Genomic DNA, 24,612 nt, shown 5'->3' with positions numbered 1-24,612 from the left:
CCCGCGCCGCCGGTTACCATCGCGGCGTGACCGATTCCGACGCACGCCCCCCGGAGCGCGACCGCCCTGCCAGACCCGTCTGGGTATGGCGGCGGTGGTCGCGTTCGGTGCGTCTGTGGGTGGTGGTGGCGCTGAGCACGGTGGTGCTGACGGTGCTCACCAGCTCCTTCGTGATGCAGCCGTTCCTGATCCCCAGCGGCTCGATGGAGGGCACGCTCCAGGTCGGCGACCGCGTCATGGTCAACAAGCTGGCCTACCGCTTCGGCGGGGAGGTGCAGCGCGGGGACGTCATCGTGTTCGACGGCACGGGCTCCTTCGTCGCGGAGGAGTCGGACCCGGGTCTGCTCGGCGGTCTGCTGCGCGGCGCCGGCGCGGCGATCGGGCTGTCCCGAGGCTCGGAGACCGACTACGTGAAGCGCGTCATCGGGATCGGTGGGGACCGCGTGCGGTGCTGCGACAGCCAGGGGCGGATCGAGGTCAACGGCGAGCCGCTGAACGAGCCCTATCTGTATCCGGGGGACAAGCCTTCGCATGTCAGGTTTGATATCCAAGTGCCCGAGGGACGGTTGTGGGTAATGGGCGACCACCGTTCTGATTCGGCGGACTCCAGGGAGTACCTCGGCTCCCCGGGGGGCGGCACCGTCCCCGTCGACAAGGTGATCGGCCGGGTGGTGCTGATCGGCTGGCCGGTGGACCGCTGGGGCTGGTTGCGGTCGGATCATGGGTGAGCGCGGAAAGCCTCGGGACGGTCGCCGTCGGAACGGCGGGCCCGAGGGCGCCGGGGACGGCGCATACCCCGCGGGTGCGGAGCAGCCAGCGGGCGAGGAGCCGAGACCCACGCTGCGCGGCCCCGGCGAGGGGCGCGCGGACCGGCGGCGGGCCGCCAGGCGCATCAGGCGCCGCAGACGGCTGCGGGCCACCCGGGAGATTCCCATACTCATCGGCACCGCGCTGCTGATCGCGCTGGTGCTCAAGACCTTCCTGGTCCAGGCGTTCGTGATTCCCTCCGGGTCGATGGAGGAAACGATTCGCGTGGACGACCGGGTCCTGGTGGACAAGCTCACGCCGTGGTTCGGCTGGGAGCCGTCCCGGGGCGACGTGGTCGTCTTCACCGACCCGGGCGGCTGGCTGGAGACCGAGCAGGCCGGCGACACCGACGAGGACGAGGGCCCGTTCGGCATCCGGCACGTCCAGGCGGCGCTGACCTGGATCGGCCTGCTGCCGAGCGACGACGACCAGGACCTGATCAAGCGGGTCATCGGCGTCGGCGGCGACACGGTGGTGTGCTGCGACGCGGACGGCCGGATCACGGTGAACGGGACTCCGCTGGACGAACCGTACCTGTACCCCGGGAACCCGCCTTCGCAGATCGAGTTCGAGGTGACCGTTCCCGACGGTCGGGTGTTCGTGATGGGCGATCACCGGTCGAATTCGGCCGACTCCCGGTATCACCTGGACGAGGAGGGACAAGGTACCGTACCGGTGGACTTGGTCGTGGGCCGGGCCGTCGTGATCGCATGGCCCTTCGGGCACTGGCAGCGTCTCGGCGGCACGGAGGCGTTCGCGGACGTGCCCGCCCCCGGCGCGGGCGCGGTCGACGCGCGTGTCACGGGCGGCGACAATGCTGTCCGTACCGACAATCAAATAGCGCGGCTCCCGATCCCTGCGGAACTCCCGCTCGTTATGGGAGTAGTGGGCCTGCTGCGGAAGCCGGGCGGGCCGGAGCGGAGCGTGAGGAGCGAATGTGGGGGATGTAGCGGTGGATGCGCGATCCGGCTCGGACGACGACCCGGAGAACCGCCCGCAGCATCCGGATGGCGCGGCGTCCGGCGACGATCCCCCCGGTGTGCCGGACGGCTCCGCGAACGCCTCCGCGGACGGCTCCGCGGACGGCTCCGCGGGCGCCGGAGCGGCCGCGAACGAGACCGCGGAGAGCCCTAGGCAGCGCCGCAGGCGCGCGGCGAAGCAGCGTTCCTTCTGGAAGGAGCTGCCGATCCTCATCGGCATCGCCATCGTTCTGGCGCTGCTGATCAAGACGTTCCTGGTGCAGGCGTTCTCCATCCCGTCCAACTCCATGCAGAACACGCTCCAGCAGGGCGACCGCGTGCTGGTGGACAAGCTCACCCCCTGGTTCGGCGCGGAGCCGGAGCGCGGCGAGGTCGTGGTGTTCCACGATCCGGGCGGCTGGCTGGGCGAGAGCCCGTCCTCGGGCGGCGGCGTCGGCTCCGCCGTGCAGGAAGCGCTGAGCTTCATCGGGCTGATGCCCTCCGCGGAGGACCAGGACCTGATCAAGCGTGTGATCGCGGTGGGCGGCGACGAGGTGGCCTGCGAGGAGAACGGCCAGGTCACCGTCAACGGCGAGGCGCTGGACGAGAGCGACTACCTCTACCCGGGGAACACCCCGTGCGGGGACCGGCCCTTCGGGCCGATCACGATTCCCGACGGTGAGCTGTGGGTGATGGGCGACCACCGACAGGATTCGCTCGACTCGCGCTTCCACCAGAATCTGTCGGGTGGCACCGTGCCCGTGGACGACGTGGTCGGCCGGGCCATCGTCATCGCCTGGCCCGTGACCCGCTGGAGCACGCTGCCCGTGCCCGACGGCTACGACTCGGTGGCCGGTGCCGCGGCGGCTGTGTCGCCGGCGGCGCTCGGCGTGGCCGGGGCGCTGCCGCTGGTGCTGTGGCGCCGGCGCAGGCTGCTCGACAGGGCGGTGGCCGAGGCCGATGCCGCGGTCGCCACGGCCGCTCCCGCGGCCGACCGGGACGAGGGCACCGGGGCAAAGGGCTGACCTGCCACCCTGCCGCTGGATAGGGTCGCCTCCTGAAGCCGATCGGGAGGGGACCCACATGGGCGGAGTGGTGCGTCGCCGGGGGCGGCTGGGGCGAGCGCTTTCCGGGGCCGCCGTGGCCGTCGGGTGTGTGCTGTTGCTCGGCGGGTTCGTCCTGGCCGCCGTGCTGTACCAGCCCTACACGGTGCCGACCAGCTCCATGGCGCCGTCGGTGACCTCGGGGGACCGGGTGCTGGCGCAGCGGATCGACGGCGGTGACGTGCGGCGGGGCGACGTCGTGGTGTTCCGCGACACCTCGTTCGGCGAGTCCTTGATGATCAAGCGCGTGGTCGGGATCGGTGGCGACACGGTCGCCTGCTGTGACGAGCGCGGACGCCTCACGGTGGACGGCGAGCCGGTCGACGAGCGGTACCTGGACGAGGAGTACGGCGCCGCGCCGAGCGGTTTCGAGGCCGAGGTGCCGGAGGGGGAGCTGTTCCTGCTCGGCGACGACCGGGCGGATTCGCTCGACTCCCGCAGCCTGCTGTCCGAGACCAGTGCCGGAACGGTTCCTCTCGACGCCGTCTCGGCTCGCGTCGAGGCGACGGTGTGGCCGCTGGATCGTTTCGGCCTGCTGCCGAGGCCGGGCGGCTTCGAGGGGCTTGAGGGCGGGATCTCCGGTGCCGGGCCGCTGCGGCCGCTGTTCTATGCCATCAGCGCCGGTGCGGTGCTGATCCTCGCGGGTGCCGCGTACGCGCCACTGGCCCGCCGGGCGGGAAGGAACCGACCGCCACGGCGTGCGGATGTCCCGGGTGACGCACAATGAGGGGACGCACGGCTGAAGGGGATCACGCCATGAGTGCCGAAGACCTCGAAAAGTACGAGACCGAGATGGAGCTCAAGCTCTACCGGGAGTACCGGGACGTGGTCGGGCTATTCACGTATGTGATCGAGACGGAGCGCCGCTTCTACCTCACGAACGACTACGAGATGCAGGTCCACTCCGTGCAGGGCGAGGTGTTCTTCGAGGTCTCCATGGCTGACGCCTGGGTCTGGGACATGTACAGACCGGCTCGTTTCGTCAAGCAGGTGCGGGTGCTGACGTTCAAGGACGTGAACATCGAGGAGCTGAACCGCAGCGAACTCGACCTGCCGGAGGACTCCGGCTTCGGTGGCGGCGAGCGGAACGCCTGAGCGAGCGCCCTCACCCGATTGGGGGGCGAAGTTATCCCCAGAGCCTGACTTGTCCACAGATTTCATCTCCGGTCCCCGCGGGGGCCCGCGGCACGGCAGGCTGGCGGTATGACGGTAGTGACCGCTTTGCTCTCCGTGATCCTGCTCACTGTTCCGGCGACCCAGCCCTCGGGGGTCTGGCCGGTGCCCGGCACCGGCGGGGCCGCGCGCCCGCTCGTCGGCCGGTTCTGGGAGCCCCCGCCGAAGCCGTGGTCGGCCGGGCACCGCGGGGTCGACCTGATCACCGTGCCCGGGGCGATGGTGCGGGCGGCAGCCGCGGGGACGGTGGTGTTCGCCGGGCAGGTCGCCGGGCGCGGGGTGCTCACCATCGAGCTGACGGACCGGTCGGGCGCGCCCTCCGGGCTGCGGACCACGTACGAGCCGGTGCGGGCCTCGGTCGCGGTGGGGGCTTCGGTCGCGCCAGGCTCGCCCGTCGGCACGCTGGCCGCGGGCCCGTTCCACTGCGCGGCGCCCTGCCTGCACTGGGGGCTGCTGCGGGACGAGACCTATCTCGATCCGCTCTCCCTGCTGCCGCGGGAGCTGCTACGGGGCCCCTCCCGGCTGCTGCCCGTCGACGGCGTCCCGCTCCCGGAGGAGGCCGCCGGCGACTCCGTCGAGGGCGATGCGCAGCGCGCTCGCGGCGACGTGGTCCGCAGGCGGGGCGGCGGGGGACGCCGCGCAGCGGACGGCCGCGTCCACGACGCCCTGGAGGAGCGCCGCCGCCACCCGCGGCTCGGGATGTCCCAGCTCGGCCATGACCCCGACGACCATGTCGAGCAGGCCGCCGTGCGCGGCCCTGATCCTTGCCCAGGCGGCGTCCGGCGGGATGCCGGCCCGCGCCGTGGCATCCCGGTCGGCCGCGGCGATCGCCATGACGGCCCGGTGGCGCCCGTCGGAGGCCAGGGCCAGTTGGTGGGTGACATACGCCGCCACCTTGGCGCGCGGGCCGTCGGCCGCTTCCATCGCGGCCTCGATCTCCGCGGCCCAGAGCGGCAGATCGGCCGTGCACAGCTCCTCGACCAGGGCCGCCCTGGAGGGGAAGTACTCATAGACCGAGGACCGGGCCAGGCCGGTGCGCCGGGCCAGGGCGGGGAAGGTCAGTGCCTCCACGCCGCCCTCCGACAGCAGTGACCTGGCCGCGTCCAGCAGGGCGGCGCGCTGCATCTTGCGGTGCTCGGCCACCGTGGCCGCTCGGATTCTGGGCACCTTTTCACTCTAGAGCGTGGCCGCCCCGGGATCGGCCCCCTCGTCGTCAGCCGTTGACGTCCGCGAGCTTGGCGCGCAGCTGGAGCACGGACTTGGTGTGGATCTGGCTCACCCGGCTCTCCGTGACGCCGAGCACCTCGCCGATCTCCGCGAGCGTGAGTCCCTCGTAGTAGTAGAGGGTCACCACGGTCTTCTCGCGCTCGGGCAGCGTGTTGACGGCGCGGGCCAGCAGCCGCCGCAGCTCGCGGTCCTCCGCCACCTCCACCGGATTGTCCGCGGCGGTGTCCTCCAGCGTGTCCATCAGGCTCAGCCGGTCGCCGCCCTCGGAGCCGGCGTGCAGCAGCTCCTCCAGGGCCACCACGTTTGCCAGGGACAACTGTCCGAAGACCGTGTGCAGTTCATCAAGGGTGACGCCCATCTCCGCGGCCACCTCGGGCTCGGAGGGGGTGCGTCGCAAGGACGCCTCCAGGGTGGCGTAGGCACGCTCGATCGCGCGGGCCTTCTGCCGCACCGACCGCGGAATCCAGTCGAGCGCCCGCAGCTCGTCGATCATGGCGCCGCGAATGCGGGTGATGGCGTACGTCTCGAACTTGATGGAGCGCTCCGGGTCGAACTTTTCGATGGCGTCGATGAGTCCGAACACTCCCGAGGAGACGAAGTCGGCCTGCTCCACATTGGGCGGCAGCCCCACGCTGACCCGGCCGGCCACGTACTTGACCAGCGGGCTGTAGTGCAGGATCAGCTGCTCCCGCAGCCGTTCGTCGCCGGTGGCCTTGTAGGAGCGCCACAGCTCGGCGAGCGCGGTGGGGGCGGCGGCGGTTGTGGCGCGGTCCGCCGCGGCCGGCGCTGCCGGAGCCGCGTGCTTGGGCCCCAGGGAGTGCTGTGGCATGCGTCGTCTTGAGCCGTTCTTCGGGTGTGCGTGCGGGGGGTGCTGGTCGAGGGCGGCGAAAACCCTGTGAGCGTAGCGTGACTGAAGGGTTGCTTTGTGCACGCGGCGGCGCCGTCGGCATGCGCAGATACGTTCCGCTGGGCGCACCGTGGTGTTATGCGCCGACGCCTGCGCGGGCGTCGCCCTCGTCCGCGTGTCGGGGATCGCCCCGGCACAACTGCCAGCGATCGGCCACGCGTTCGACGAAGCCGAGGCAGCTCAACTCCCGCAGCCTCGCCTCCGCCGCCTGCGGGCTGGTGCAGGCGCCCCGGGCCACCTCCTCCGCCGTGGCGGGCCCGGAGGCGGGCAGCGCGTCGAGCACCTGCCCGGTCCGTGGCGCCAGAAGATCCCGCGGCACGGCGGGACCGGCCTCCTCGGCGGCCAGCTCGCCCATGTCCCCCGCCAGCTCGACGATGTCGGCCGCATCGCGGACGAGCGTCGCCTCCGACCGGATCAGCCGATGGGCCCCGGCGGAGAGACCGGAGGTCACCGGGCCCGGCACGGCCATCAGATGCCTGCCGAGCCGCCGCGCGTGTCGCGCGGTGATCAGCGAGCCGCTGCGCCGGGCCGCCTCCACCACCACCGTGCCCCTGGTCAGCGCGGCGATCACCCGGTTCCGCTGGATGAAGCGCCCGCGGGTCGGATGGTCGCCGGGGGCCAGCTCGGCCACCAGCAGCCCGCGCTCCGCGATACGGCCGAGCAGCTCGCGGTGCGTGGCCGGGTAGCTGACGTCGACCCCGCACGCCAGCACCGCCACCGTCGAGCCGCCGACCGCGAGCGCGCCCCGGTGCGCCGCCCCGTCCACGCCGTATGCCGCGCCGGAGACCACCGTCCAGCCCCGCTCCGCCAGCGCGGTGGCCAACTCGGCCGCCACGTGCGCCCCGTAGTCCGTGCAGGCCCGCGCGCCCACCAGCGCGACGGAGCGCAGTGCGACGAACCGCAGCGAGCACGGACCCCGCACCCACAGGCCCACCGGCCGCGCGGCGCCCAGATCGTCCAGCTGACTGGGCCACTCCCGGTCACCGGGACACAGGAAGCGCCCGCCGAGATCCGTGATCCGGGCCAGATCCGCCTCGGGGCGGGCGTGCCGGGCGCGCAGCCGGAGCCCGTCCCACCGGTCGGCCGGCGCCCGCACCGGCCGGGGCCCGCCGTCCCGCAGGGCTCGCCACGTCCCCACCGGCCCCAGCTCGGCCAGCCACCGCCCCACCAGCTCGTCGCCCGGCTCGGCGACCCGCGCGAGCGCCGCCCTGGCCAGCCTGGTCTCCGCGTCGGGCCCGCTCACGGCAGGCTGCCGGCGACACCCGCGCCGCGGCGCACGCCGGTCCGCAGCTCCAGCGCGGCGTCGACATCCTGAGCGGTCGGCCGCCCGCGTCCCGCGAGATCGGCCACCGTCCACGCCACGCGCAGCACCCGGTCAAGACCCCTGGCGGTGAGCAAACCGCGGTCCAGATCCTGCTCCGCCCTGGCCAGCGCGCCCGGCTGCGGCACCCAGCGGGTGCGCAACTCGTGCCCCGGCACCTCGCCGTTGGTGCGCCAGCCCGCGTCGGCGTACCGGACCCGGGCCCGCTCGCGGGCCGCGTGCACGCGCTCGGCCACCACCGCGGTCGACTCGCCGCCCCCGGCCGCGACCAACTCGGCCCGGCTCACCGGGTCCACCGGGACCCGCAGGTCGACGCGGTCGAGCAACGGCCCCGAGAGCCGCGCCCGGTAGCGCCTGACGACGCTCGGCAGGCACTCGCAGTCCCCGCCGGGCGAACCGTGTCTGCCGCAGGGGCACGGATTGGTGGCGAGGACGAGGAGGACCCGCGCGGGCATCCGGACCGTACCGGCCGCCCTGGCCACCACCACCTGCCCCGACTCAAGGGGCTGCCGCAGGGCGTCGAGGACCTGTCCGCTCATCTCGGCCGCCTCGTCGAGGAAGAGGACCCCGTGGTGGGCGAGGGACATCGCGCCCGGGCGGGGCAGGCCGCTGCCGCCGCCGACGAGGGCCGCCATCGACGCCGAGTGGTGCGGCGCGCAGTACGGCGGGCGGTCCACCAGCGGGCGGCCCGGCGGCAGCGAGCCGCCCACCGAGTGCACGGCGGTGACTTCCAGGGACTCCTGCCGGGTCAGGGGCGGCAGGAGCCCGGGCAGCCGCTCCGCGAGCATCGTCTTCCCCGCGCCAGGCGCCCCCTTGAGCAGGAGGTGGTGCCGGCCGGCGGCCGCCACCTCCAGGGCGCGGCGGGCCACGCGCTGGCCGGAGACCTCCGCCATGTCCGGCGGTGCCTCGCCGGCCGGCGGCCCAGAGAGGTGGCCGGACGGCGGGTGCCCCCAGCCGGCGCCCGGCGCCGTGGCGTGCGGGCCCAGCTCCTCGGGCGCGGGCTCCTCCGGCACCGGCTCGTCGGCGAGCACCGCGATCAACTGGCGGAGACTGCGCACCCCGAGGACCGCGACGTCCGGCACGAGGGCGGCCTCGCCCGCCGCCTGCTCGGGCACCACCACCTGCCGGTACCCGGCGTCCGCCGCGGTGAGCACGGCGGGCAGCACCCCGCGCACCGGTCGGACCCGGCCGTCGAGCGCCAGCTCGCCGATCATCATGACGTCCGCGATCACCCGCGGATCGATCCGCTCGGCGGCGGCCAGCACGCTGCACGCGACCGCGAGGTCGAACCCGCTGCCGCACTTGGGCACCGCCGCCGGGCTGAGGCCCACCGTCAACTTCTTCTGCGGCCAGGGCGCACCCGAATTGATCACCGCGGCCCTGACCCGGTCCCTGCTCTCGCTCAGCGACTTGTCGGCGAGGCCGACCAGGGAGAACGCGGCGACCCCGGGCTCCAGATCGGCCTGGACCTCGACGACCACGCCCTCGACGCCGACCAGGGCGACCGCGCAGGTGCGGGCGAACGCCATCACGCCACCCCCCGCGCGTGCTCGACCAGCGGCGCCCCGCGGGCGGGCAGCAGCACCCCGATCAGGTCGATGCGCAGTCCGCCGGGCGGCGGCTGGTCGAACACCGTGAGCCAGCGCTCGCACAGCCACCACTGCGCGAGGCGGCGCAGCCGCTCCGCCTTGTCGGGCGTGAGCGCCGCCATCGGGTGCTGGAACCGGCCGCCGCGCCTGGTCTTCACCTCGCAGACGACCACGGCCCTGCCGCCGGCGGTGCGGTCCTGCGCCACGATGTCGATCTCCCCGGCGCGACATCGCCAGTTCCGCTCAAGGACGGTCATGCCCGCGTCGCGCAGCCGCCGTACGGCCACGTCCTCTCCGAAGCGGCCGAGTGCTCCTCGCTGATTCATCCGCCTCACCTCCGTCACCGACTGTGACGAAGTCGCGCCCAACAAGTGGATCTTGGTGGATAACTCTGCCGTTGTGGATAACTTCCTCACCCCTTCGAGGGAGGTGGTGACCGGTCGCCCGGGCATGTTCCGGTCCCGTACACTGCTCGTGGCGATCCGGAGTCCCGGATCGACCTCGCATGCCCCGCCACTTCGGCACCAGGGTTCTCCCGCGGTGCCGCCGTGGCCGCGTTTCTCGGTCCGTGGAGCAGCCCCGTGTCAGGGGCGGCACTCCACGGCACAGCGCGTCGGGGCGTCAGGAGTGCCGCCCGGCCGGGCGGCACTGACAACCGAGCGTCCACAAGGAGAACGGCCATGGCCGTCGTCACGATGCGGGAGCTGCTGGAGAGCGGCGTCCACTTCGGGCACCAGACCCGCCGCTGGAACCCGAAGATGAAGCGGTTCATCTTCACCGAGCGCAACGGCATCTACATCATCGACCTGCTCCAGTCGCTGTCGTACATCGACCGCGCCTACGAGTTCGTCAGGGAGACCGTCGCCCACGGCGGCACCGTCATGTTCGTCGGCACCAAGAAGCAGGCGCAGCAGGCCATCGCGGAGCAGGCCGCGCGGGTCGGCATGCCCTACGTCAACCAGCGTTGGCTCGGCGGCATGCTCACCAACTTCTCGACCGTGCACAAGCGGCTCCAGCGCCTGAAGGAGCTGGAGCAGATCGACTTCGACGACGTGGCGGCCTCCGGCCTCACCAAGAAGGAGCTGCTGGTCCTCTCCCGCGAGAAGGCGAAGCTGGAGAAGACCCTGGGCGGCATCCGCGACATGCAGAAGGTGCCCAGCGCCGTCTGGATCGTCGACACCAAGAAGGAGCACATTGCCGTCGGTGAGGCGCGCAAGCTCAACATCCCGGTCGTCGCGATCCTCGACACCAACTGCGACCCGGACGAGGTCGACTACAAGATCCCGGGCAACGACGACGCGATCCGTTCGGTCACGCTCCTCACCCGCGTGATCGCCGACGCCGTCGCCGAGGGCCTCATCGCCCGCTCCGGTGCCGCCGAGGCCAAGGGCGGCGAGAAGCCGGCTGGCGAGCCGCTGCCCGAGTGGGAGCGCGAGCTGCTCCAGGGCGCCGAGGAGAAGGCGGCCGAGGAGAAGGCTGCGGAGGACAAGCCGGCCGAGGACAAGCCCGCCGAGGACAAGCCCGCCGAGGAGCAGCCCGCACCGGCCGCCGAGGCGACGGAGACGCCTGCCGAGCAGACCAGCTGACGCCAAGCGATCCGAACGACACCCCGGAAGAGAATCACGTAACCATGGCGAACTTCACCGCCGCCGACGTCAAGAAGCTCAGGGAGCTGTCCGGCGCCGGCATGATGGACTGCAAGAAGGCCCTGGACGAGGCCGAGGGCGATGTCGCCAAGGCCGTCGAGATCCTGCGCGTCAAGGGTCAGAAGGGTGTGGCCAAGCGCGAGAGCCGCACCGCGGAGAATGGCGCGGTCGTCGCCGTTCTCGCCGAGGACAGCACCTCCGGCGTGCTGGTCGAGTTGAAGTGTGAGACGGACTTCGTCGCCAAGGGCGACAAGTTCCAGGCGGTGGCCCAGGCCATCGCCGAGCACGTCTTCGCCACCGCGCCCGAGGACCTCGCGACGCTGCTGGCCTCGGAGATCGAGTCCGGCAAGTCCGTCAAGGACTACGTCGACGAGGCCAACGCGACCCTGGGCGAGAAGATCGTTCTCGACCGCTACGCCCGCCTCGCCGGCGGCTACGTCGCCTCCTACCTCCACCGCACCAGCCCCGACCTGCCGCCGCAGGTCGGCGTGCTGATCCAGCTGGAGCAGGAGAACGCCGAGGTCGCCAAGGACGTCGCGCAGCACATCGCGGCGTTCGCGCCCCGGTACCTCACTCAGGATGAGGTGCCCGCCGATGTCGTCGAGAGCGAGCGCCGCATCGCCGAGGCGACCGCGCGCGAGGAGGGCAAGCCCGAGGCCGCGCTCTCCAAGATCGTGGACGGCAGGGTGAACGGTTTCTTCAAGGAGCACGTCCTGTTGAACCAGCCGTTCGCCAAGGACAACAAGAAGACCGTGCAGAAGGTGCTGACCGAGGCGGGCGTGGCGGCAAAGGGCTTCGCGCGCTTCCGCGTCGGCGCCTGACCTCGGCGGACGCACCGGGCCGCCGCGCCGTCCGCGGCGGAACGGACGTTACCCGGCTATTGTCGGGCGGAAGGCCGTCCGGCCGTGGCATCACACGGTCGGCGCGACCGCAGTTGTGACGAGGAGGCCATTGCCCAGCAGGGGAGCCGCAAGGGTCCACTGGCAGTGGCCTCCTCGGTGTGTGTGCACGAGGAGAGTTCCATGAACCAGGACGACAAACCCCGCCGTTTCCTGCTGAAGCTGTCCGGAGAAGCCTTCGCCGGCGGCGGCGGACTCGGTGTCGACCCCGACGTCGTGCACAAGATGGCCCGGGAGATCGCGGCAGTGGTCCGCGACGGCGCCCAGATCGCGGTGGTGATCGGCGGTGGCAACTTCTTCCGCGGCGCCGAACTGCAACTGCGCGGCATGGACCGGGCCCGCTCCGACTACATGGGCATGCTCGGCACCGTCATGAACTGCCTCGCCCTCCAGGACTTCCTGGAGAAGGAAGGCATCGACTCCCGGGTGCAGACGGCCATCACCATGGGCCAGGTCGCCGAGCCCTACATCCCGCTGCGCGCCGTGCGCCACCTGGAGAAGGGCCGCGTCGTCATCTTCGGCGCGGGCATGGGCATGCCCTACTTCTCGACGGACACCACGGCCGCCCAGCGGGCGCTGGAGATCCACGCCGAGGCGCTGCTCATGGGCAAGAACGGCGTGGACGGCGTGTACGACTCGGACCCGGCGAAGAACGCGGCGGCGGTGAAGTTCGACGCGCTCGACTACGGCGAGGTCATCACCAGGGATCTGAAGGTCGCCGACTCAACGGCCGTCACGCTGTGCCGGGACAACAAGCTGCCGATCCTCGTTTTCGAACTGCTCGCGGAAGGCAATATCGCCCGTGCGGTAAAGGGTGAGAAGATCGGCACACTTGTGAACAGCCAGGGCCGGCGGGCCTGAAGCGCCCTGCGGGCCGCCGCACGCGACGTCATTCACGTCACACACATCGAACCAGGAGCACGTGGTGATCGAAGAAGCCCTCCTCGAGGCTGAAGAGAAGATGGAAAAAGCGGTCGGAGTCGCCAAGGACGACCTCGCCGCCATCCGCACCGGCCGTGCCCACCCGGCGATGTTCAACAAGATCGTGGCCGAGTACTACGGCACCATGACGCCGATCAACCAGCTGGCGTCCTTTTCGGTGCCCGAGGCGCGTATGGCCGTCATCACCCCCTTCGACAAGAGCGCGCTGCGCAATATCGAGCAGGCCGTCCGGGACTCCGACCTCGGCGTCAACCCGACGAACGACGGTCACATCATCCGCGTGGTCTTCCCCGAGTTGACCGAGGAGCGGCGCCGGGAGTTCATCAAGGTCGCCAAGACCAAGGGCGAGGACGCCAAAATCTCCATTCGCGGGGTGCGCCGCAAGGCCAAGGAGATCATGGACAAGGCGATCAAGGACGGCGAGGTCGGCGAGGACGAGGGCCGTCGCGGCGAGAAGGAGCTCGACGACACGACCGCCAAGTACGTCGCGCAGGTGGACGAGCTGCTCAAGCACAAGGAAGCCGAGCTGCTCGAGGTCTGATCCGAGAAGGACGCTGTCATCCGTGAACGAATCATCCTGGGGGCCGCCCCCGGCCGCCGGGTACGTCGGAAGGACCGAGCAGGCCGGCCCCGCCCCGGCGGGTCCCGTGCGCGAAAACCGGCATGCGGCGCAAACTCCCCCTATGTCGATCGTGCCCGACCCCGGCGGCGGTGAGCCGGAGCAGCGTCCAGACCGTGCGGGTCGGCGCCCCAGGAAGCGCGCCGGCCGCAATCTGCGTGCCGCCGTGGGGGTCGGACTCGGCCTCGGCGCCGTCGTCCTCGTCTCGCTGTTCGTCTACAAGCCGGCGTTCCTCGGCGTGATAGCGGTGGCCGTCGTCGTGGGGCTGTGGGAGCTGTCCTCGCGGCTTGCGGACCGTAAGGGAATCCGGGTGCCGCTCCCGCCGCTGGCGGTGGGCGGCGCCGCCATGGTGATGGCCGGCTACCTGCGCGGTGCGGAGGGCGCGTGGGTGGCCGTCGCGCTGACGGCGCTCGCGGTGCTGGTGTGGCGGATGGCCGCGCCGCCGGAGAACTACCTGCGGGACGTGACGGCCGGCGTGTTCGTCGCGTTCTACGTGCCGTTCCTCGCGACGTTCGTGGCGCTCATGCTCGCCGCGGACGACGGCTCCTGGCGGGTGCTCACCTTCCTGTTGCTGACCGTCGTCAGCGACACCGGCGCGTACGCCGTGGGCTGGCGCCTCGGGCGCCGCAAGCTGGCGCCGCGCATCAGCCCGGGCAAGACCAGGGAAGGGCTGGCCGGTGCCGTGGTGTTCGCCATGGCCGCCGGGGCGCTGTGCATGCACTTCCTGATCGACGGCGGCACCTGGTGGCAGGGCCTGCTCCTGGGCCTGGGGGCGGCGGTCAGCGCGACCCTCGGCGATCTGGGCGAGTCCATGATCAAGCGGGACCTGGGCATCAAGGACATGGGCACGCTGCTGCCAGGACACGGCGGGATCATGGACCGGCTCGACTCGCTGCTGCCGACCGCGCCCGTCGTGTGGCTGCTGTTCCTGGCGTTCGTCGGCGCCGAGTAGCCGCGGTATCTGCGACACTGGCCGGACCATGCCTGCACCTGGAGAGCTGACCTTCGTCGCGCCCCGCGGGGCCGCCAAGCCCCCGCGGCACCTCGCCGACCTCGATCCACAGGAGCGCCGGGAGGCCGTTGCCGCGCTCGGCGAGAAGCCGTTCCGCGCGCAGCAGCTGTCGCGCCACTACTTCACGCGCCTGACCGACGATCCGGCCGAGTGGACGGACGTCCCGGCCGCGGCCAGGGAGCGCCTGGCGGGCGCGCTGCTGCCGCGGCTGATGACCGTGGTGCGGCACCTCGCCTGCGACGACGGCGCCACCCGCAAGACGCTGTGGCGGCTGCACGACGGGACGCTGGTCGAGTCGGTGCTGATGCGCTACCCGGACCGGGTCACCATGTGCGTGTCCTCCCAGGCCGGCTGCGGGATGAACTGCCCGTTCTGCGCGACGGGGCAGGCCGGGCTCGACCGGAACCTGTCGACGGCCGAGATCGTGCACCAGATCGTCGACGGCATGCGCGCGCTGCGCGACGGCGAGGTGCCGGGCGGCCAGGCGCGCGTCTCCAACATCGTCTTCATGGGGATGGGCGAGCCGCTGGCCAACTACCGGCGCGTGACCGGCGCGATCCGCAGGCTGACCGACCCTGGCCCGGACGGCATCGGCCTCTCCCAGCGCGGCATCACCGTTTCGACGGTGGGTCTGGTCCCGGCGATGCGGCGGTTCGCCGAGGAGGGGTTCGCCTGCCGGCTCGCGGTGTCCCTGCACGCGCCGGACGACGAGCTGCGGGACACCCTGGTGCCGGTCAACACCCGCTGGAAGGTCGCGGAGGTGCTGGACGCGGCCTGGGCGTACGCCGAGCGGTCGGGCCGCCGCATCTCCATCGAGTACGCGCTGATCAGGGATGTGAACGATCAGGCGTGGCGGGCCGATCTGCTGGGCCGCCTGCTGAAGGGCCACGGCGCCCACGTCAACCTCATCCCGCTCAACCCGACGCCCGGCTCCAAGTGGACCGCGTCGCGTCCCGAGGACGAGCGGGCGTTCGTCGCCGCCCTGGAGCGGCAGGGCGTGCCGGTGACCGTGCGGGACACCAGGGGCCAGGAGATCGAGGGGGCCTGCGGCCAGCTCGCCGCGGCCGAGCGGTAGCCCGCGCTGCTATCGTTGGTTCGAACATCCGATCACATGCCATCACATAGTCCGACAGGGGAGCGCTCGCAGCGCTGAGAGTGCGGCACCGGCCGCAGACCCTCGAACCTCGCCCAGGTCATGCTGGGTAGGAAGTTCGGATCGCTCTCGTGCTGCCCGCGTGCGCCCTGCCCACGCGTCATGAAAGCGGCACGATGAAGCGCAGCCTGATAGTCGTTCCGGTGCTCGGCCTGCTCGCGGTCGCCTGCGGCGGCGGGGAGGCGGGTTCGGGCGGTGACGAGGTCACCCTGGTCACCCATGACTCCTTCGCCGTCTCCGACGAGGTCCTCGACCGGTTCACCGAGGAGACCGGCTACACGGTGCGGGTGCTGCGCGGCGGGGACGCCGGGATCGTGGTCAACCAGGCCGTGCTGTCCCAGGGCAACCCGCAGGGCGACGTGTTGTTCGGCGTGGACAACACGCTCCTCTCCCGCACGCTCGACGAGGGCGTCTTCGACCCGCACGAGGCGGAGGGGCTGGCCGCCGTGCCGGAGGAGTACCGGCTCGACGGCCAGGAGCACCGGGTCACCCCCGTGGACACCGGCGACATCTGCGTCAACTACGACAGGGCCTGGTTCGAGGACCGCGGCCTCGCCCCGCCCGCGACCTTCGAGGACCTCGCCGACCCGGCCTACCGGGACTTGCTGGTGGTGCAGAACGCGGCCACCTCATCGCCAGGGCTCGGCTTCCTCCTCGCCACCGTCGCCGCGTACGGGACGGACGGCTGGCAGGACTACTGGCAGCGGCTCGCGGACAACGGCGTGGAGGTCGTCGACGGCTGGGAGCAGGCGTACAACGAACGGTTCTCCGGGGCGGGCGACGGCGACCGGCCGCTGGTCGTCTCCTACGCCTCCTCGCCGCCCGCCGGCGTGGTCTACGGCGGCGAGGAACGGCCGGCGCAGGCGCCGACGGGCGTGGCGCCCGACACCTGTTTCCGGCAGATCGAGTTCGCCGGGCTGCTGGCGGGCGCCGCCAACGAGGAGGGGGGCCGGGCCCTGCTGGACTTCCTGCTGAGCCAGGAGTTCCAGGAGGACATGCCGCTCCAGATGTTCGTCAACCCCGTGCGCGAGGATGCCGCGCTGCCCGAGGAGTTCACCCGGTACGGGGAGGTCGTCGACGAGCCGTTGACCGTGGACGCGGAGCTGATCGCGGCCCACCGCGAAGAGTGGATCGACGAGTGGACCTCCCTGGTCGTCAGGTGACGCGCACGGCCGCCCTGCGCCGGACCGCCCTGCGCCGGGCCGCGCTGCTCGCGGTGCCGGTGGCGTTCTTCGCGCTGTTCTTCGCCTATCCGGTCGCGGCCATCACCGGCCGCGGGCTGAAGGAGGACGGCGAGTGGCGGCCCGGCACGGTCTTCGAGGTGCTGACCGATCCGGGCGTGGGTCAGGTGCTGTGGTTCACGCTGTGGCAGGCCGCCGCCTCCACGGCGCTCACGCTGGCTCTCGCGCTGCCCGGCGCCTACGTCTTCGCGCGGCTCGACTTCCCCGGCAAGCGGGTGCTGCACGCGGTCGTCACCGTCCCGTTCGTGCTGCCGACGGTCGTGACGGGCGCCGCGTTCCTCGGTCTCACCGGCCGCGGCGGGCTGCTGGACGACCTGTGGGGGGTGCGCCTCGACACCGGCGTGTGGGCGATCCTGCTGGCGCACGTCTTCTTCAACTACGCCGTCGTCGTGCGCACCGTCGGCGGTCTGTGGGCCCAGCTCGACCCGCGGCAGGAGGAGGCCGCGCGGGTGCTGGGCGCCGGCCGGTTCGCGGCGTTCCGGCGGGTGACGCTGCCCGCGCTCGGCCCCTCGGTGGCCGCCGCCGGGCTGATGGTCTACCTGTTCACGTTCACCTCCTTCGGCGTCATCCAGATCCTCGGCGGCCCCCGCTACGCGACGCTTGAGGTCGAGATCTACCGGCAGACCGCGCAGCTGCTCGATCTGCCGACCGCCGCGGTGCTGACCCTGCTCCAGCTCGCCACCGTCGGCCTGCTGCTCGGCGTGCACGCCTGGATCGTGCGCCGCCGGGAGTCCTCGCTGGCGCTCGTCGACGCCGCGCACACCGCCCGCCCGCCGCGCGGCGCGGGGGAACGGGCGCTGCTCGGCGGCACCCTGGCCGTGATCGCGCTGCTGATCCTGCTGCCGCTCGGCGTCCTGGTCGAACGTTCCCTCTCCGGCCCGGACGGCTACGGCTTCGCGCACTACCAGGCTCTCGGCTCCCGGTCCGGCGGCACGTTCGCGGTCGCGCCGTGGGAGGCCGTCGGCAATTCGCTGTCCTACGCCGCCGTCGCCACCCTGATCGCGCTGGCCGTCGGCGGTCTTGCGGCGGCTGCGCTGACGCGGCGCGCGGGCCGGTTCACGCGCGGCTTCGACGCGCTGCTGATGCTGCCGCTCGGCACCTCGGCCGTGACCGTCGGCTTCGGCTTCCTCATCGCTCTCGACGAACCGCCGCTCGATCTGCGCTCCTCGTGGATACTCGTGCCGCTCGCGCAGGCGCTGGTCGGCGTGCCGTTCGTGGTGCGCGTCATGCTGCCGGTGCTGCGCGCGGTCGACGACCGGCTGCGGCAGGCCGCCGCGGTCCTCGGTGCCTCGCCGTGGCGCGCCTGGCGCGAGGTGGACCTGCCGCTGGTGCGGCGCGCGCTGCTGGTCTCGGCGGGCTTCGCGTTCGCCGTGTCGCTGGGGGAGTTCGGCGCGACGGTGTTCATCGCCAGGGCCGACCGGCCGACGCTGCCGGTCGCCGTGGCCCGGCTGCTCGGCCGGGCCGGGGAGCTGAACTACGGGCAGGCCATGGCGCTGAGCACGATCCTCATGGTGACGTGCGCGCTGACCCTCGTCCTGCTGGAGAGCCTCCGACCCGCCCGGCATACGGAACTGGTGGCCTGATGTCCCTGCTCGAACTGTCCGGAGTCCGCGTCGCCTACGGCGCGCGCACCGCGCTCGACGCGGTGGACCTGCGTGTCGACGCCCACGAGACGGTGTGCGTGCTCGGCCCGAGCGGCAGCGGCAAGTCCACGCTGCTGCGCGTGGTGGCGGGCCTGACCGCGGCCGATGCCGGAACGGTCCACCTGGCCGGCCGGGACCAGGCGGGCGTGCCGCCGCACCGGCGCGGCGTCGGCCTGATGTTCCAGGACCACCAGCTCTTTCCGCAGCGGGACGTCGGCGGCAACATCGCGTTCGGGCTGCGCATGCACCGGGTCCCCGCGGGTGAGGCGCGCCGCCGCGTCGCCGAACTCCTCGACCTGGTCGGGCTGCCCGGCGCCGAACGGCGGCCCGTCGCCGGCCTCTCCGGCGGGGAGCAGCAACGGGTCGCGCTGGCCCGCGCGCTGGCGCCGCGCCCCCGGCTGCTGATGCTGGACGAGCCGCTCGGCCAGCTCGACCGCGACCTGCGCGAGCGGCTCGCGGTGGAGCTGCGGCAGCTGTTCCGCCGCCTCGGCACCACCGTGCTCGCCGTCACCCACGACCAGGGCGAGGCGTTCGCGCTCGCCGATCGGGTGGTCGTGATGCGCGAGGGGCGGATCGCGCAGGCGGGCAGCCCGGTCGAGGTGTGGCGGCGCCCCGCCGACGCGTTCGTGGCCCGTTTCCTTGGCTTCCGCAACGTGGTCGCGGCCACCGTGCGGCCGGACGGCCGGGCCGATACCCCGTGGGGGCCCGTGCCGGTGCCCGAGGGCACCCCGCCGGGCGCGTGCCGGGTGCTGATCCGGCCCTCGGGGGTCCGCCTCGGCGGGACGCTGCCCGCCGCGGTGCGGGCGCGGACCTTCCGCGGCGACCACGTGCTGCTGCACCTGGCGCCCGAACGCGGTCCCGAGCTGGAGGCCGCCTGCCCGCTGCGGGCGGCGCCGGGGGAGGGGGAGACCGTGCGGGTGGGCTTCGACGCGGCCGAGGTGGTGACCCTGCCGGCCGGCCCTGACACCGCCGGTCCTTCACCCGCGGGTGGAAGCCGGGAGAAAAGCGGAAGCCGCGAGAAGAGATGAAAGTTTTCATCTAGGCGGGGCGGCGGCGGCGAAGTAAATTATCGGCCGCAGCCACCAACTCCCCCCGGAGGGACCCGTATGAGACGGTTCCTGCCCATCCTGCTCGCCTGCCTGGCCCTGCTCTGCGGCGGTCTCGCCACCGCAGGGCCGGCCCAGGCCGAGGACAACCCGCCAGAACAGTGGCGCAGTTACTGGGTCGACGCCTTCAACGAGGGCATCTACTCGCCGGATCAGGTCAGCACGCTCATCGATGACGCGCTCGCGGTCAACGCCAACGCGCTCATCGTGCAGACCGCCCGCCGTTACGACTGCTTCTGCAACCGCGCCCAGTACCCGCGCACCGACGCCGCCGTCGACCCCGCCCCCTACGACCCGCTGGACGAGGTCATCGCGCAGGCCCACGCGGCCGGACTCGAAGTGCACGCCTGGGTCAACGTCAACACCATGTGGAACAGCACGACGCCGCCGCGTTCCGCGGAGCACGTCTTCAACCGGCACGGCCCGTCCGCGACCGGCGCCGACCGCTGGCTGAACCGGAAGGCGGACGGGACCGAGCTGGTCGGCGCGAACGCCTACGTCGACCCCGGGCACCCGGACGCCGTCGAGTACATCGTGTCCGCGATCCGGAGCATCGTGCGCGAGTACGACGTGGACGGCATCAACCTCGACTACATCCGCTACCCCGACGGCAGCGCGCAGACCACCCACAGCGACTGGGGGTACAACGAGGTGTCGGTGGAGCGCTTCCAGCGGGCGACCGGCCGCACCGACGTTCCCGAGCCGGCGGACCAGCAGTGGAGCGACTGGCGGCGTGACCAGGTGACCGGCCTCGTGCGCCGCATCTACCTGGGCATATGGGAGACCGACCCGCAGGTCAGGCTGTCGATGGACGCCATCACCTACGGTTTCGGCCCGCAGACCACCGGCGGCTGGGAGACCACCCGCACCTACCGCGAAGTCCTCCAGGACTGGGCCGGCTGGCTGGACGAGGGAATCATGGACACGGTGGTGGCCATGAACTACAAGCGCGACTGGGACCAGGACCAGGCGCGGATGTACGCCGAGTGGTCGGAGTTCCTGGCCGACAGCCAGGGCGACCGCCAGGCCGTCAACGGGCCCGCGCTCTACCTCAACTCGGTCTCCGACAGCGTCCGGCAGGCCAACCTCGCCCTCGCCCCCACCGCCGCGGGCAACACCGCGGCCGGGTGGAGCGGTTACTCCTACGCCAACCCCAGCATGGACGTGCCCGAGCAGGGCCGCGAGGCCGAACAGGACCGGCTGGCCGAGGCGTTGACGAACGGGCCGGACGCGCCGTTCGCCGAACGGGCCGCCGTGCCCGGGATGCCGTGGAAGGAGGCGCCGGAGGAGGGCCACGTCACGGGCGCCCTGACGTTGCGTGACGGCACCCCGCTGGACGGCGCGGAGGTCACCCTCACCCCGATCTTCGCCGCGGGCGGGGAACGGACCCTGCGCGCCGACGGCTCCGGGTGGTTCGGCTTCGCCCACGTCGACCCGGGGCTCTACCTGGCGCGCGTCGACCTGCCGCGCGGCGTCGTCGGCGTGCCGGTCGTTCCCCTGAAGGTCGGCCGGGGCGGCATCGCCGAGGCGGACTTCCCCGCCTTCCGCGCCGTGCCCTGACCCGGCCGGACCGCGGCCCTGTCCCCGGAGCCTCCCCGGCGGGGGCCGGGCCGCGGTCCGCTCACTGCCCCGCGGGCAGCGCGATCAGGTAGGCGGCCAGCCAGGTCAGCGGCACCAGTACCCCCAGCAGCGTCGCCGCCCGCAGCATCGCGGCCCCGCGCAGCAGCGTGCGAGGCGCGCCGAGGCGCGCCAGCGCGGCGGTGGCGGACCTGCGGTCCGCCCGCGCCGTGTCGGCGACGGTGGCCACCGTGCCGAGCGCGCAGGCCAGCACCACGCCGGTGCCCAGCGCCCCGAGGGGCCCGAACTCCCGCAGCCCGTCCAGTTCGAGCGCGGCGAGCAGCGCGGCGGACGCGGCGCACAGCGCGCCGAGCGGACAGCCGAGCCTGCGCGCCTCGCCCTGCAGCGTGCGCCCCGCCAGCAGCCGCAGCACGCCGGGCCGCCCGCCGCACAGCAGCCGCCCGCACAGGTACACCAGACCGGGCGCGGCCAGCACGATCCCGGCTGCGATCAGCAGCCAGCCGCCGACCACGCCCGGCGCGGTGCCGCCGAGCACCCCGGGCAGCGGCAGCCAGCCCTCCGCGGCGCCGTCCCGCGCGTCGTTCCCTCCGTATCCGCACAGCGCGATCCCCGCCCCGGTCAGCGCGGTGCCCCAGGGCAGCCCCGCGGGCGGCAGCGCGGGTGCCGCCCGCGCGGGCTCCTCCGCGGCCCGCCGCCGCGGCGCGGCCGTGCCGCGCCGCAGCGCGAGGCCGCTGGCCGCGGCGGCGGCCGCGGGCGCCACGGCCAGCAGCGTGAGGGCCGCACCGACCGGCAGCGGCCGCTCGGCGGCCAGGGCTTCGCCCGCCGCGCCGTCCAGCGGCAGGCCGGAACCGGCGCCGCGCAGGTGCAGGAAGACCAGCAGCGTGAGCGCGCTGCCCAGCAGCCCGGCGACCGCCGTGGAGGCCGCCGCGAGCAGGGGGACCCGGGCGGGGCCCATGCCCGCCATGTCGAGTCCGGAACGGGGCCGCGCCGCCGGATCGGCCCTGGCCACCGCGACGGCCAGCTGGACCGTCGCGGCCAGCGGCACCGCGCACCAGGCGAGGCGCAGCCACGCGGACCGGCCGCCGCCCGGGTGGGCGGTGGCGTACGCCAGCGCGGCCAGCAGCAGGAAGCCGACGCCCGCCGCGGCCCCGGCCAGCAGCAGCCGGCGGCACAGGGCCAGCGGGTGGGCGCCGCGGGCTAGGCGGAGAGTGAGCATGCGGCTTCGTTCGCCGCGCCGGCCTCGCGGCCGTCGACGAGGGTGAGCGTGCGGTCCGCCAGGGTGGACACCTCGGTGTCGTGGGTGGCGAGCACGACGGTGATGCTGTGCGAGCGGCCCGCGGTGGTGAGGGTGCGCAGCGCCTGCGCCCGGTCGGCGCGGTGCAGCGGTGCCGTCGGCTCGTCCGCGAACAGCACGTCCGGCTGGTGCACCAGGGCCCGCGCGATGGCGACGCGCTGCCGCTGCGCCTGGAGCAGCGCGGCGGGGCGTTTGCGGGCGCAGTCGCCGACGTCGAGCCGGTCGAGCCACTCCAGGGCGGTGCGGCGGGCCTTGCGGTGCCCGGTGCCCGCGAGCAGCAGCGGCAGCGCCGCGTTCTCCCAGGCCGTCAGCTCGGCGACCAGCTGCGGGGTGTCCCCGACCCAGCCGAACCGGTCGCGGCGCAGCCGCTCGCGCGAGGTGGCGGTGAGGGTGTGGACGGGCATGCTGTTGAACCAGACTTCCCCGCGCCCCGGCACCAGCTGGCCGGAGAGGCAGCCGAGCAGGGTGGACTTTCCCGAGCCGCGGGGGCCGGTGACGGCGATGATCTCGCCCTGCCGGATGCCGAGGGAGACTCCGAGCAGGGCGGGTGAGCCGTTGTGGGCGTAGTGCACGTCGCGCGCCCAGAGCACGTCGTTGTCGGGTGGGGCCATGTCTGCGGCACCTCCGCTCGTATCGTGGTGACTCCTCCGGCCGGGTGAACGAACGGCCGGGGAAACGGTCACAGCCACTCGGCACCGTGACACGGCGCCGCGGGCCGGTGCCCGCCGACTCGGCGAGTAGTCCGAAGAATCCTCCGAACGGTGCACACCCCCGGCCCGGCGGCGTAAGAAATGCGCCGATCCTGAGGTAGTGGCGCTGTTTTTCCGGGCCGGGGCGGTTGCGGGCGGCGGATCTGTCGTTCGAGGCGGTGTTGTGCGGCAGCGCCCTGGGCATAGGCTGCATAGCCGGAAGGCCCGCAGAAGACCGGACCGGGAAGGCAGGAGGGTGCCGTGACCACCGAGCCGCGCCGTTTGCGCAACTACATCGACGGGGAGTACCGCGACGCCGTGGACGGGCGGACGATGGAGGTGGTGGACCCGGCGAGCGGCCGGCCGTACGGCACGGCGCCCCTGTCGGGTGCGGCCGACGTGGACGCCGCCATGGCCGCCGCCGAGGCCGCGTTCCCCGCCTGGCGGGACGCGACGCCGGCGACCAGGCAGCTGGCGCTGCTGAAGATCGCGGACGCCTTCGAGGCGCACGCGGACGAGCTGCTGGACGTCGAGTGCCGGGACACCGGCAAGCCCCTGGAGCTGACGCGCCAGGAGGAGCTGCCGCCGATGCTGGAGCAGATCCGCTTCTTCGCGGGGGCCGCCCGGATGCTGGAGGGAAAGTCGGCCGGCGAGTACATGGCGGGCCTGACCTCCTTCGTGCGGCGCGAGCCGATCGGGGTCTGCGCCCAGGTCACCCCGTGGAATTACCCGGTGATGATGGCCGTGTGGAAGTTCGCCCCGGCGCTGGCCGCGGGCAACACGGTGGTGCTCAAGCCCTCGGACACCACGCCCGCGTCCACCGCCTACGTGGCCGGGCTGATGGGCGAGATCCTGCCGCCCGGCGTGTTCAACGTGGTGTGCGGGGACCGGGACACCGGCCGGCTGATGGTGGAGCACCCCACCCCGGCGATGGTGTCGATCACCGGCTCCGTGCGGGCCGGCACGGAGGTGGCCGCCGCGGCCGCCAGGGATCTGAAGCGGGTCCATCTGGAGCTGGGCGGCAAGGCGCCGTGCGTGGTGTTCGAGGACGCCGACCTCGCGGCGGCGGCCGAGGGGATCAGGGACGCGGGCTTCTTCAACGCCGGGCAGGACTGTACGGCCGCGGCCAGGGTCCTGGTGCACGAATCCGTGCACGACGCGTTCGTCGACGCGCTCGCCAAGGCCGTGGCGGAGGTGCGGACGGGCGACGTCGCGGACCCCGACTGCTTCTACGGCCCGCTGAACAGCGAGGCGCACCTGGCGAAGGTCGCCGGCTTCGTCGAGCGGCTGCCGGCCCACGCCACCGTCCTCACCGGCGGCCACCGGGTGGGCGAGGAGGGCTACTTCTTCGCCCCGACCCTCGTCACCGGCTGCCGGCAGGACGACGAGATCGTCCAGCAGGAGGTCTTCGGCCCGGTCATCACCGTGCAGAAGTTCGCGGATGAGGCGGAGGCCGTCGCCCACGCGAACGGCGTGGAGTACGGCCTCGCCTCCTCGGTGTGGACCCGGGACCACGCCCGCGCGATGCGCATGTCCAAGGCCCTGGACTTCGGCTGCGTCTGGCTGAACACGCATATCCCGCTGGTGGGCGAGATGCCGCACGGGGGGTTCAAGAAGTCGGGTTACGGCAAGGATCTGTCCGCGTACGGCCTGGAGGACTACACGCGCGTCAAGCACGTGATGACCGCCCTGTAGCGGTGGGGC

Annotated in this window: 22 protein-coding genes and 2 pseudogenes; 17 read left to right on the top strand and 7 right to left on the bottom strand. The window is 72.9% G+C overall.

Features of this window, described 5'->3' with window-relative positions; genetic code table 11:
- The first annotated feature begins 26 nt into the window (after positions 1-26).
- The 6 genes and pseudogenes from lepB (RM779_RS00530) to RM779_RS00505 form a co-directional block, all read left to right on the top strand.
- Complete coding sequence (gene lepB, locus RM779_RS00530) at positions 27-728, top strand: signal peptidase I (protein ID WP_311614596.1); 702 nt, start codon at positions 27-29, stop codon at positions 726-728.
- The gene (gene lepB / locus RM779_RS00525; protein WP_311614595.1) at positions 721-1,941 is read left to right on the top strand and encodes a signal peptidase I; all 1,221 of its coding nucleotides are present in this window, start codon (positions 721-723) and stop codon (positions 1,939-1,941) included. The genes lepB (RM779_RS00530) and lepB (RM779_RS00525) overlap by 8 nt, the downstream gene beginning before the upstream one ends.
- A complete protein-coding gene (gene lepB, locus RM779_RS00520) occupies positions 1,847-2,791 on the top strand; it encodes a signal peptidase I (RefSeq protein ID WP_311614593.1) in 945 nt (314 codons plus the stop codon). Before lepB (RM779_RS00525) ends, lepB (RM779_RS00520) begins: the two co-directional genes overlap by 95 nt.
- 58 nt (positions 2,792-2,849) lie before the next feature.
- A complete protein-coding gene (lepB, locus tag RM779_RS00515) occupies positions 2,850-3,596 on the top strand; it encodes a signal peptidase I (protein WP_311614591.1) in 747 nt (248 codons plus the stop codon).
- 29 nt (positions 3,597-3,625) lie between these two features.
- Positions 3,626-3,964: a DUF2469 domain-containing protein gene (locus tag RM779_RS00510; protein ID WP_077058588.1), complete on the top strand. Its 339-nt coding sequence runs from the start codon at positions 3,626-3,628 to the stop codon at positions 3,962-3,964.
- Between the two features lie 108 nt (positions 3,965-4,072).
- A pseudogene (locus RM779_RS00505) lies at positions 4,073-4,462 on the top strand (peptidoglycan DD-metalloendopeptidase family protein); the annotation flags it as partial.
- A gap of 84 nt (positions 4,463-4,546) precedes the next feature.
- On the opposite strand, the gene RM779_RS00500 reads toward RM779_RS00505, so the two are convergent.
- The 5 genes from RM779_RS00500 to RM779_RS00480 all read right to left on the bottom strand — a co-directional run bounded on the left by RM779_RS00500 (position 4,547) and on the right by RM779_RS00480 (position 9,412).
- The gene (locus tag RM779_RS00500) at positions 4,547-5,185 is read right to left on the bottom strand and encodes a TetR/AcrR family transcriptional regulator (RefSeq protein WP_311615440.1); all 639 of its coding nucleotides are present in this window, start codon (positions 5,183-5,185) and stop codon (positions 4,547-4,549) included.
- Between the two features lie 70 nt (positions 5,186-5,255).
- Positions 5,256-6,098 (bottom strand): RNA polymerase sigma factor WhiG, encoded by an 843-nt coding sequence (whiG, locus tag RM779_RS00495; RefSeq protein ID WP_077058586.1) that lies wholly within the window; start codon positions 6,096-6,098, stop codon positions 5,256-5,258.
- A gap of 154 nt (positions 6,099-6,252) precedes the next feature.
- The gene (gene dprA / locus RM779_RS00490) at positions 6,253-7,419 is read right to left on the bottom strand and encodes a DNA-processing protein DprA (RefSeq protein WP_311614588.1); all 1,167 of its coding nucleotides are present in this window, start codon (positions 7,417-7,419) and stop codon (positions 6,253-6,255) included.
- Positions 7,416-9,026: a YifB family Mg chelatase-like AAA ATPase gene (locus tag RM779_RS00485; protein ID WP_311614586.1), complete on the bottom strand. Its 1,611-nt coding sequence runs from the start codon at positions 9,024-9,026 to the stop codon at positions 7,416-7,418. The genes dprA and RM779_RS00485 overlap by 4 nt, the downstream gene beginning before the upstream one ends.
- On the bottom strand, positions 9,026-9,412 hold the full coding sequence (locus RM779_RS00480; protein WP_311614584.1) for a YraN family protein: 387 nt from the start codon (positions 9,410-9,412) through the stop codon (positions 9,026-9,028). Before RM779_RS00480 ends, RM779_RS00485 begins: the two co-directional genes overlap by 1 nt.
- A 354-nt stretch (positions 9,413-9,766) precedes the next feature.
- On the opposite strand from RM779_RS00480, the gene rpsB reads away from it, so the two are divergent.
- The 10 genes from rpsB (at position 9,767) to RM779_RS00430 (ending at position 20,907) form a co-directional block, all read left to right on the top strand.
- Complete coding sequence (gene rpsB, locus RM779_RS00475) at positions 9,767-10,672, top strand: 30S ribosomal protein S2 (RefSeq protein ID WP_311614582.1); 906 nt, start codon at positions 9,767-9,769, stop codon at positions 10,670-10,672.
- A gap of 44 nt (positions 10,673-10,716) precedes the next feature.
- Positions 10,717-11,553 carry a translation elongation factor Ts gene (gene tsf / locus RM779_RS00470; RefSeq protein ID WP_311614580.1) on the top strand — a complete coding sequence of 279 codons (837 nt, stop codon included), beginning with the start codon at positions 10,717-10,719 and terminating at the stop codon, positions 11,551-11,553.
- A gap of 201 nt (positions 11,554-11,754) precedes the next feature.
- Positions 11,755-12,492 carry a UMP kinase gene (gene pyrH, locus RM779_RS00465; protein WP_077058580.1) on the top strand — a complete coding sequence of 246 codons (738 nt, stop codon included), beginning with the start codon at positions 11,755-11,757 and terminating at the stop codon, positions 12,490-12,492.
- A gap of 64 nt (positions 12,493-12,556) precedes the next feature.
- Positions 12,557-13,114, top strand: coding sequence for a ribosome recycling factor (gene frr, locus RM779_RS00460; RefSeq protein ID WP_077063180.1), 558 nt, complete (start codon positions 12,557-12,559; stop codon positions 13,112-13,114).
- Positions 13,115-13,136: 22 nt separating this feature from the next.
- Complete coding sequence (locus RM779_RS00455; protein WP_311614577.1) at positions 13,137-14,144, top strand: phosphatidate cytidylyltransferase; 1,008 nt, start codon at positions 13,137-13,139, stop codon at positions 14,142-14,144.
- Positions 14,145-14,172: 28 nt separating this feature from the next.
- Positions 14,173-15,279, top strand: a complete 1,107-nt coding sequence (gene rlmN, locus RM779_RS00450) for a 23S rRNA (adenine(2503)-C(2))-methyltransferase RlmN (protein WP_077058578.1) — start codon at positions 14,173-14,175, stop codon at positions 15,277-15,279.
- A gap of 194 nt (positions 15,280-15,473) precedes the next feature.
- Positions 15,474-16,520 (top strand): thiamine ABC transporter substrate-binding protein, encoded by a 1,047-nt coding sequence (locus RM779_RS00445; RefSeq protein ID WP_311614574.1) that lies wholly within the window; start codon positions 15,474-15,476, stop codon positions 16,518-16,520.
- Positions 16,517-18,181 (top strand): ABC transporter permease, encoded by a 1,665-nt coding sequence (locus RM779_RS00440; protein ID WP_311614572.1) that lies wholly within the window; start codon positions 16,517-16,519, stop codon positions 18,179-18,181. Before RM779_RS00445 ends, RM779_RS00440 begins: the two co-directional genes overlap by 4 nt.
- Positions 18,181-19,269: an ABC transporter ATP-binding protein gene (locus tag RM779_RS00435; RefSeq protein WP_311614570.1), complete on the top strand. Its 1,089-nt coding sequence runs from the start codon at positions 18,181-18,183 to the stop codon at positions 19,267-19,269. The genes RM779_RS00440 and RM779_RS00435 overlap by 1 nt, the downstream gene beginning before the upstream one ends.
- Before the next feature lie 78 nt (positions 19,270-19,347).
- Positions 19,348-20,907: a family 10 glycosylhydrolase gene (locus tag RM779_RS00430; protein ID WP_311614568.1), complete on the top strand. Its 1,560-nt coding sequence runs from the start codon at positions 19,348-19,350 to the stop codon at positions 20,905-20,907.
- 61 nt (positions 20,908-20,968) lie between these two features.
- Here RM779_RS00430 and RM779_RS00425 read toward each other — a convergent pair whose 3' ends face one another.
- Positions 20,969-22,141, bottom strand: a complete 1,173-nt coding sequence (locus RM779_RS00425) for a hypothetical protein (protein ID WP_311614566.1) — start codon at positions 22,139-22,141, stop codon at positions 20,969-20,971.
- Positions 22,123-22,749 (bottom strand): annotated as a pseudogene (locus RM779_RS00420) (ABC transporter ATP-binding protein); the annotation flags it as partial. The gene RM779_RS00425 and the pseudogene RM779_RS00420, both read right to left, overlap by 19 nt.
- A 420-nt stretch (positions 22,750-23,169) precedes the next feature.
- On the opposite strand from RM779_RS00420, the gene RM779_RS00415 reads away from it, so the two are divergent.
- Positions 23,170-24,603, top strand: coding sequence for a gamma-aminobutyraldehyde dehydrogenase (locus RM779_RS00415; RefSeq protein WP_311614563.1), 1,434 nt, complete (start codon positions 23,170-23,172; stop codon positions 24,601-24,603).
- The last annotated feature ends 9 nt before the right edge of the window (positions 24,604-24,612 follow it).

Source organism: Streptomyces johnsoniae (genome assembly GCF_031845565.1).
Taxonomy (GTDB): Bacteria; Actinomycetota; Actinomycetes; order Streptomycetales; family Streptomycetaceae; genus Streptomyces; species Streptomyces johnsoniae.
Note: the sequence above shows the minus strand (reverse complement) of the source record. Positions and strands in the feature narration are given on the sequence as shown.

Bases quoted from the DNA above. Each gene is read 5' to 3' on its own strand.
- RM779_RS00485 (WP_311614586.1), bottom strand. From the start codon at position 9,026: ATGGCGTTCGCCCGCACCTGCGCGGTCGCCCTGGTCGGCGTCGAGGGC.
- pyrH (WP_077058580.1), top strand. From the start codon at position 11,755: ATGAACCAGGACGACAAACCCCGCCGTTTCCTGCTGAAGCTGTCCGGA.
- RM779_RS00435 (WP_311614570.1), top strand. From the start codon at position 18,181: ATGTCCCTGCTCGAACTGTCCGGAGTCCGCGTCGCCTACGGCGCGCGC.
- RM779_RS00480 (WP_311614584.1), bottom strand. From the start codon at position 9,412: ATGAATCAGCGAGGAGCACTCGGCCGCTTCGGAGAGGACGTGGCCGTA.
- RM779_RS00510 (WP_077058588.1), top strand. From the start codon at position 3,626: ATGAGTGCCGAAGACCTCGAAAAGTACGAGACCGAGATGGAGCTCAAG.
- RM779_RS00430 (WP_311614568.1), top strand. From the start codon at position 19,348: ATGAGACGGTTCCTGCCCATCCTGCTCGCCTGCCTGGCCCTGCTCTGC.
- tsf (WP_311614580.1), top strand. From the start codon at position 10,717: ATGGCGAACTTCACCGCCGCCGACGTCAAGAAGCTCAGGGAGCTGTCC.
- RM779_RS00445 (WP_311614574.1), top strand. From the start codon at position 15,474: ATGAAGCGCAGCCTGATAGTCGTTCCGGTGCTCGGCCTGCTCGCGGTC.
- whiG (WP_077058586.1), bottom strand. From the start codon at position 6,098: ATGCCACAGCACTCCCTGGGGCCCAAGCACGCGGCTCCGGCAGCGCCG.
- rlmN (WP_077058578.1), top strand. From the start codon at position 14,173: ATGCCTGCACCTGGAGAGCTGACCTTCGTCGCGCCCCGCGGGGCCGCC.
- rpsB (WP_311614582.1), top strand. From the start codon at position 9,767: ATGGCCGTCGTCACGATGCGGGAGCTGCTGGAGAGCGGCGTCCACTTC.
- lepB (WP_311614591.1), top strand. From the start codon at position 2,850: ATGGGCGGAGTGGTGCGTCGCCGGGGGCGGCTGGGGCGAGCGCTTTCC.
- lepB (WP_311614595.1), top strand. From the start codon at position 721: ATGGGTGAGCGCGGAAAGCCTCGGGACGGTCGCCGTCGGAACGGCGGG.
- RM779_RS00425 (WP_311614566.1), bottom strand. From the start codon at position 22,141: ATGCTCACTCTCCGCCTAGCCCGCGGCGCCCACCCGCTGGCCCTGTGC.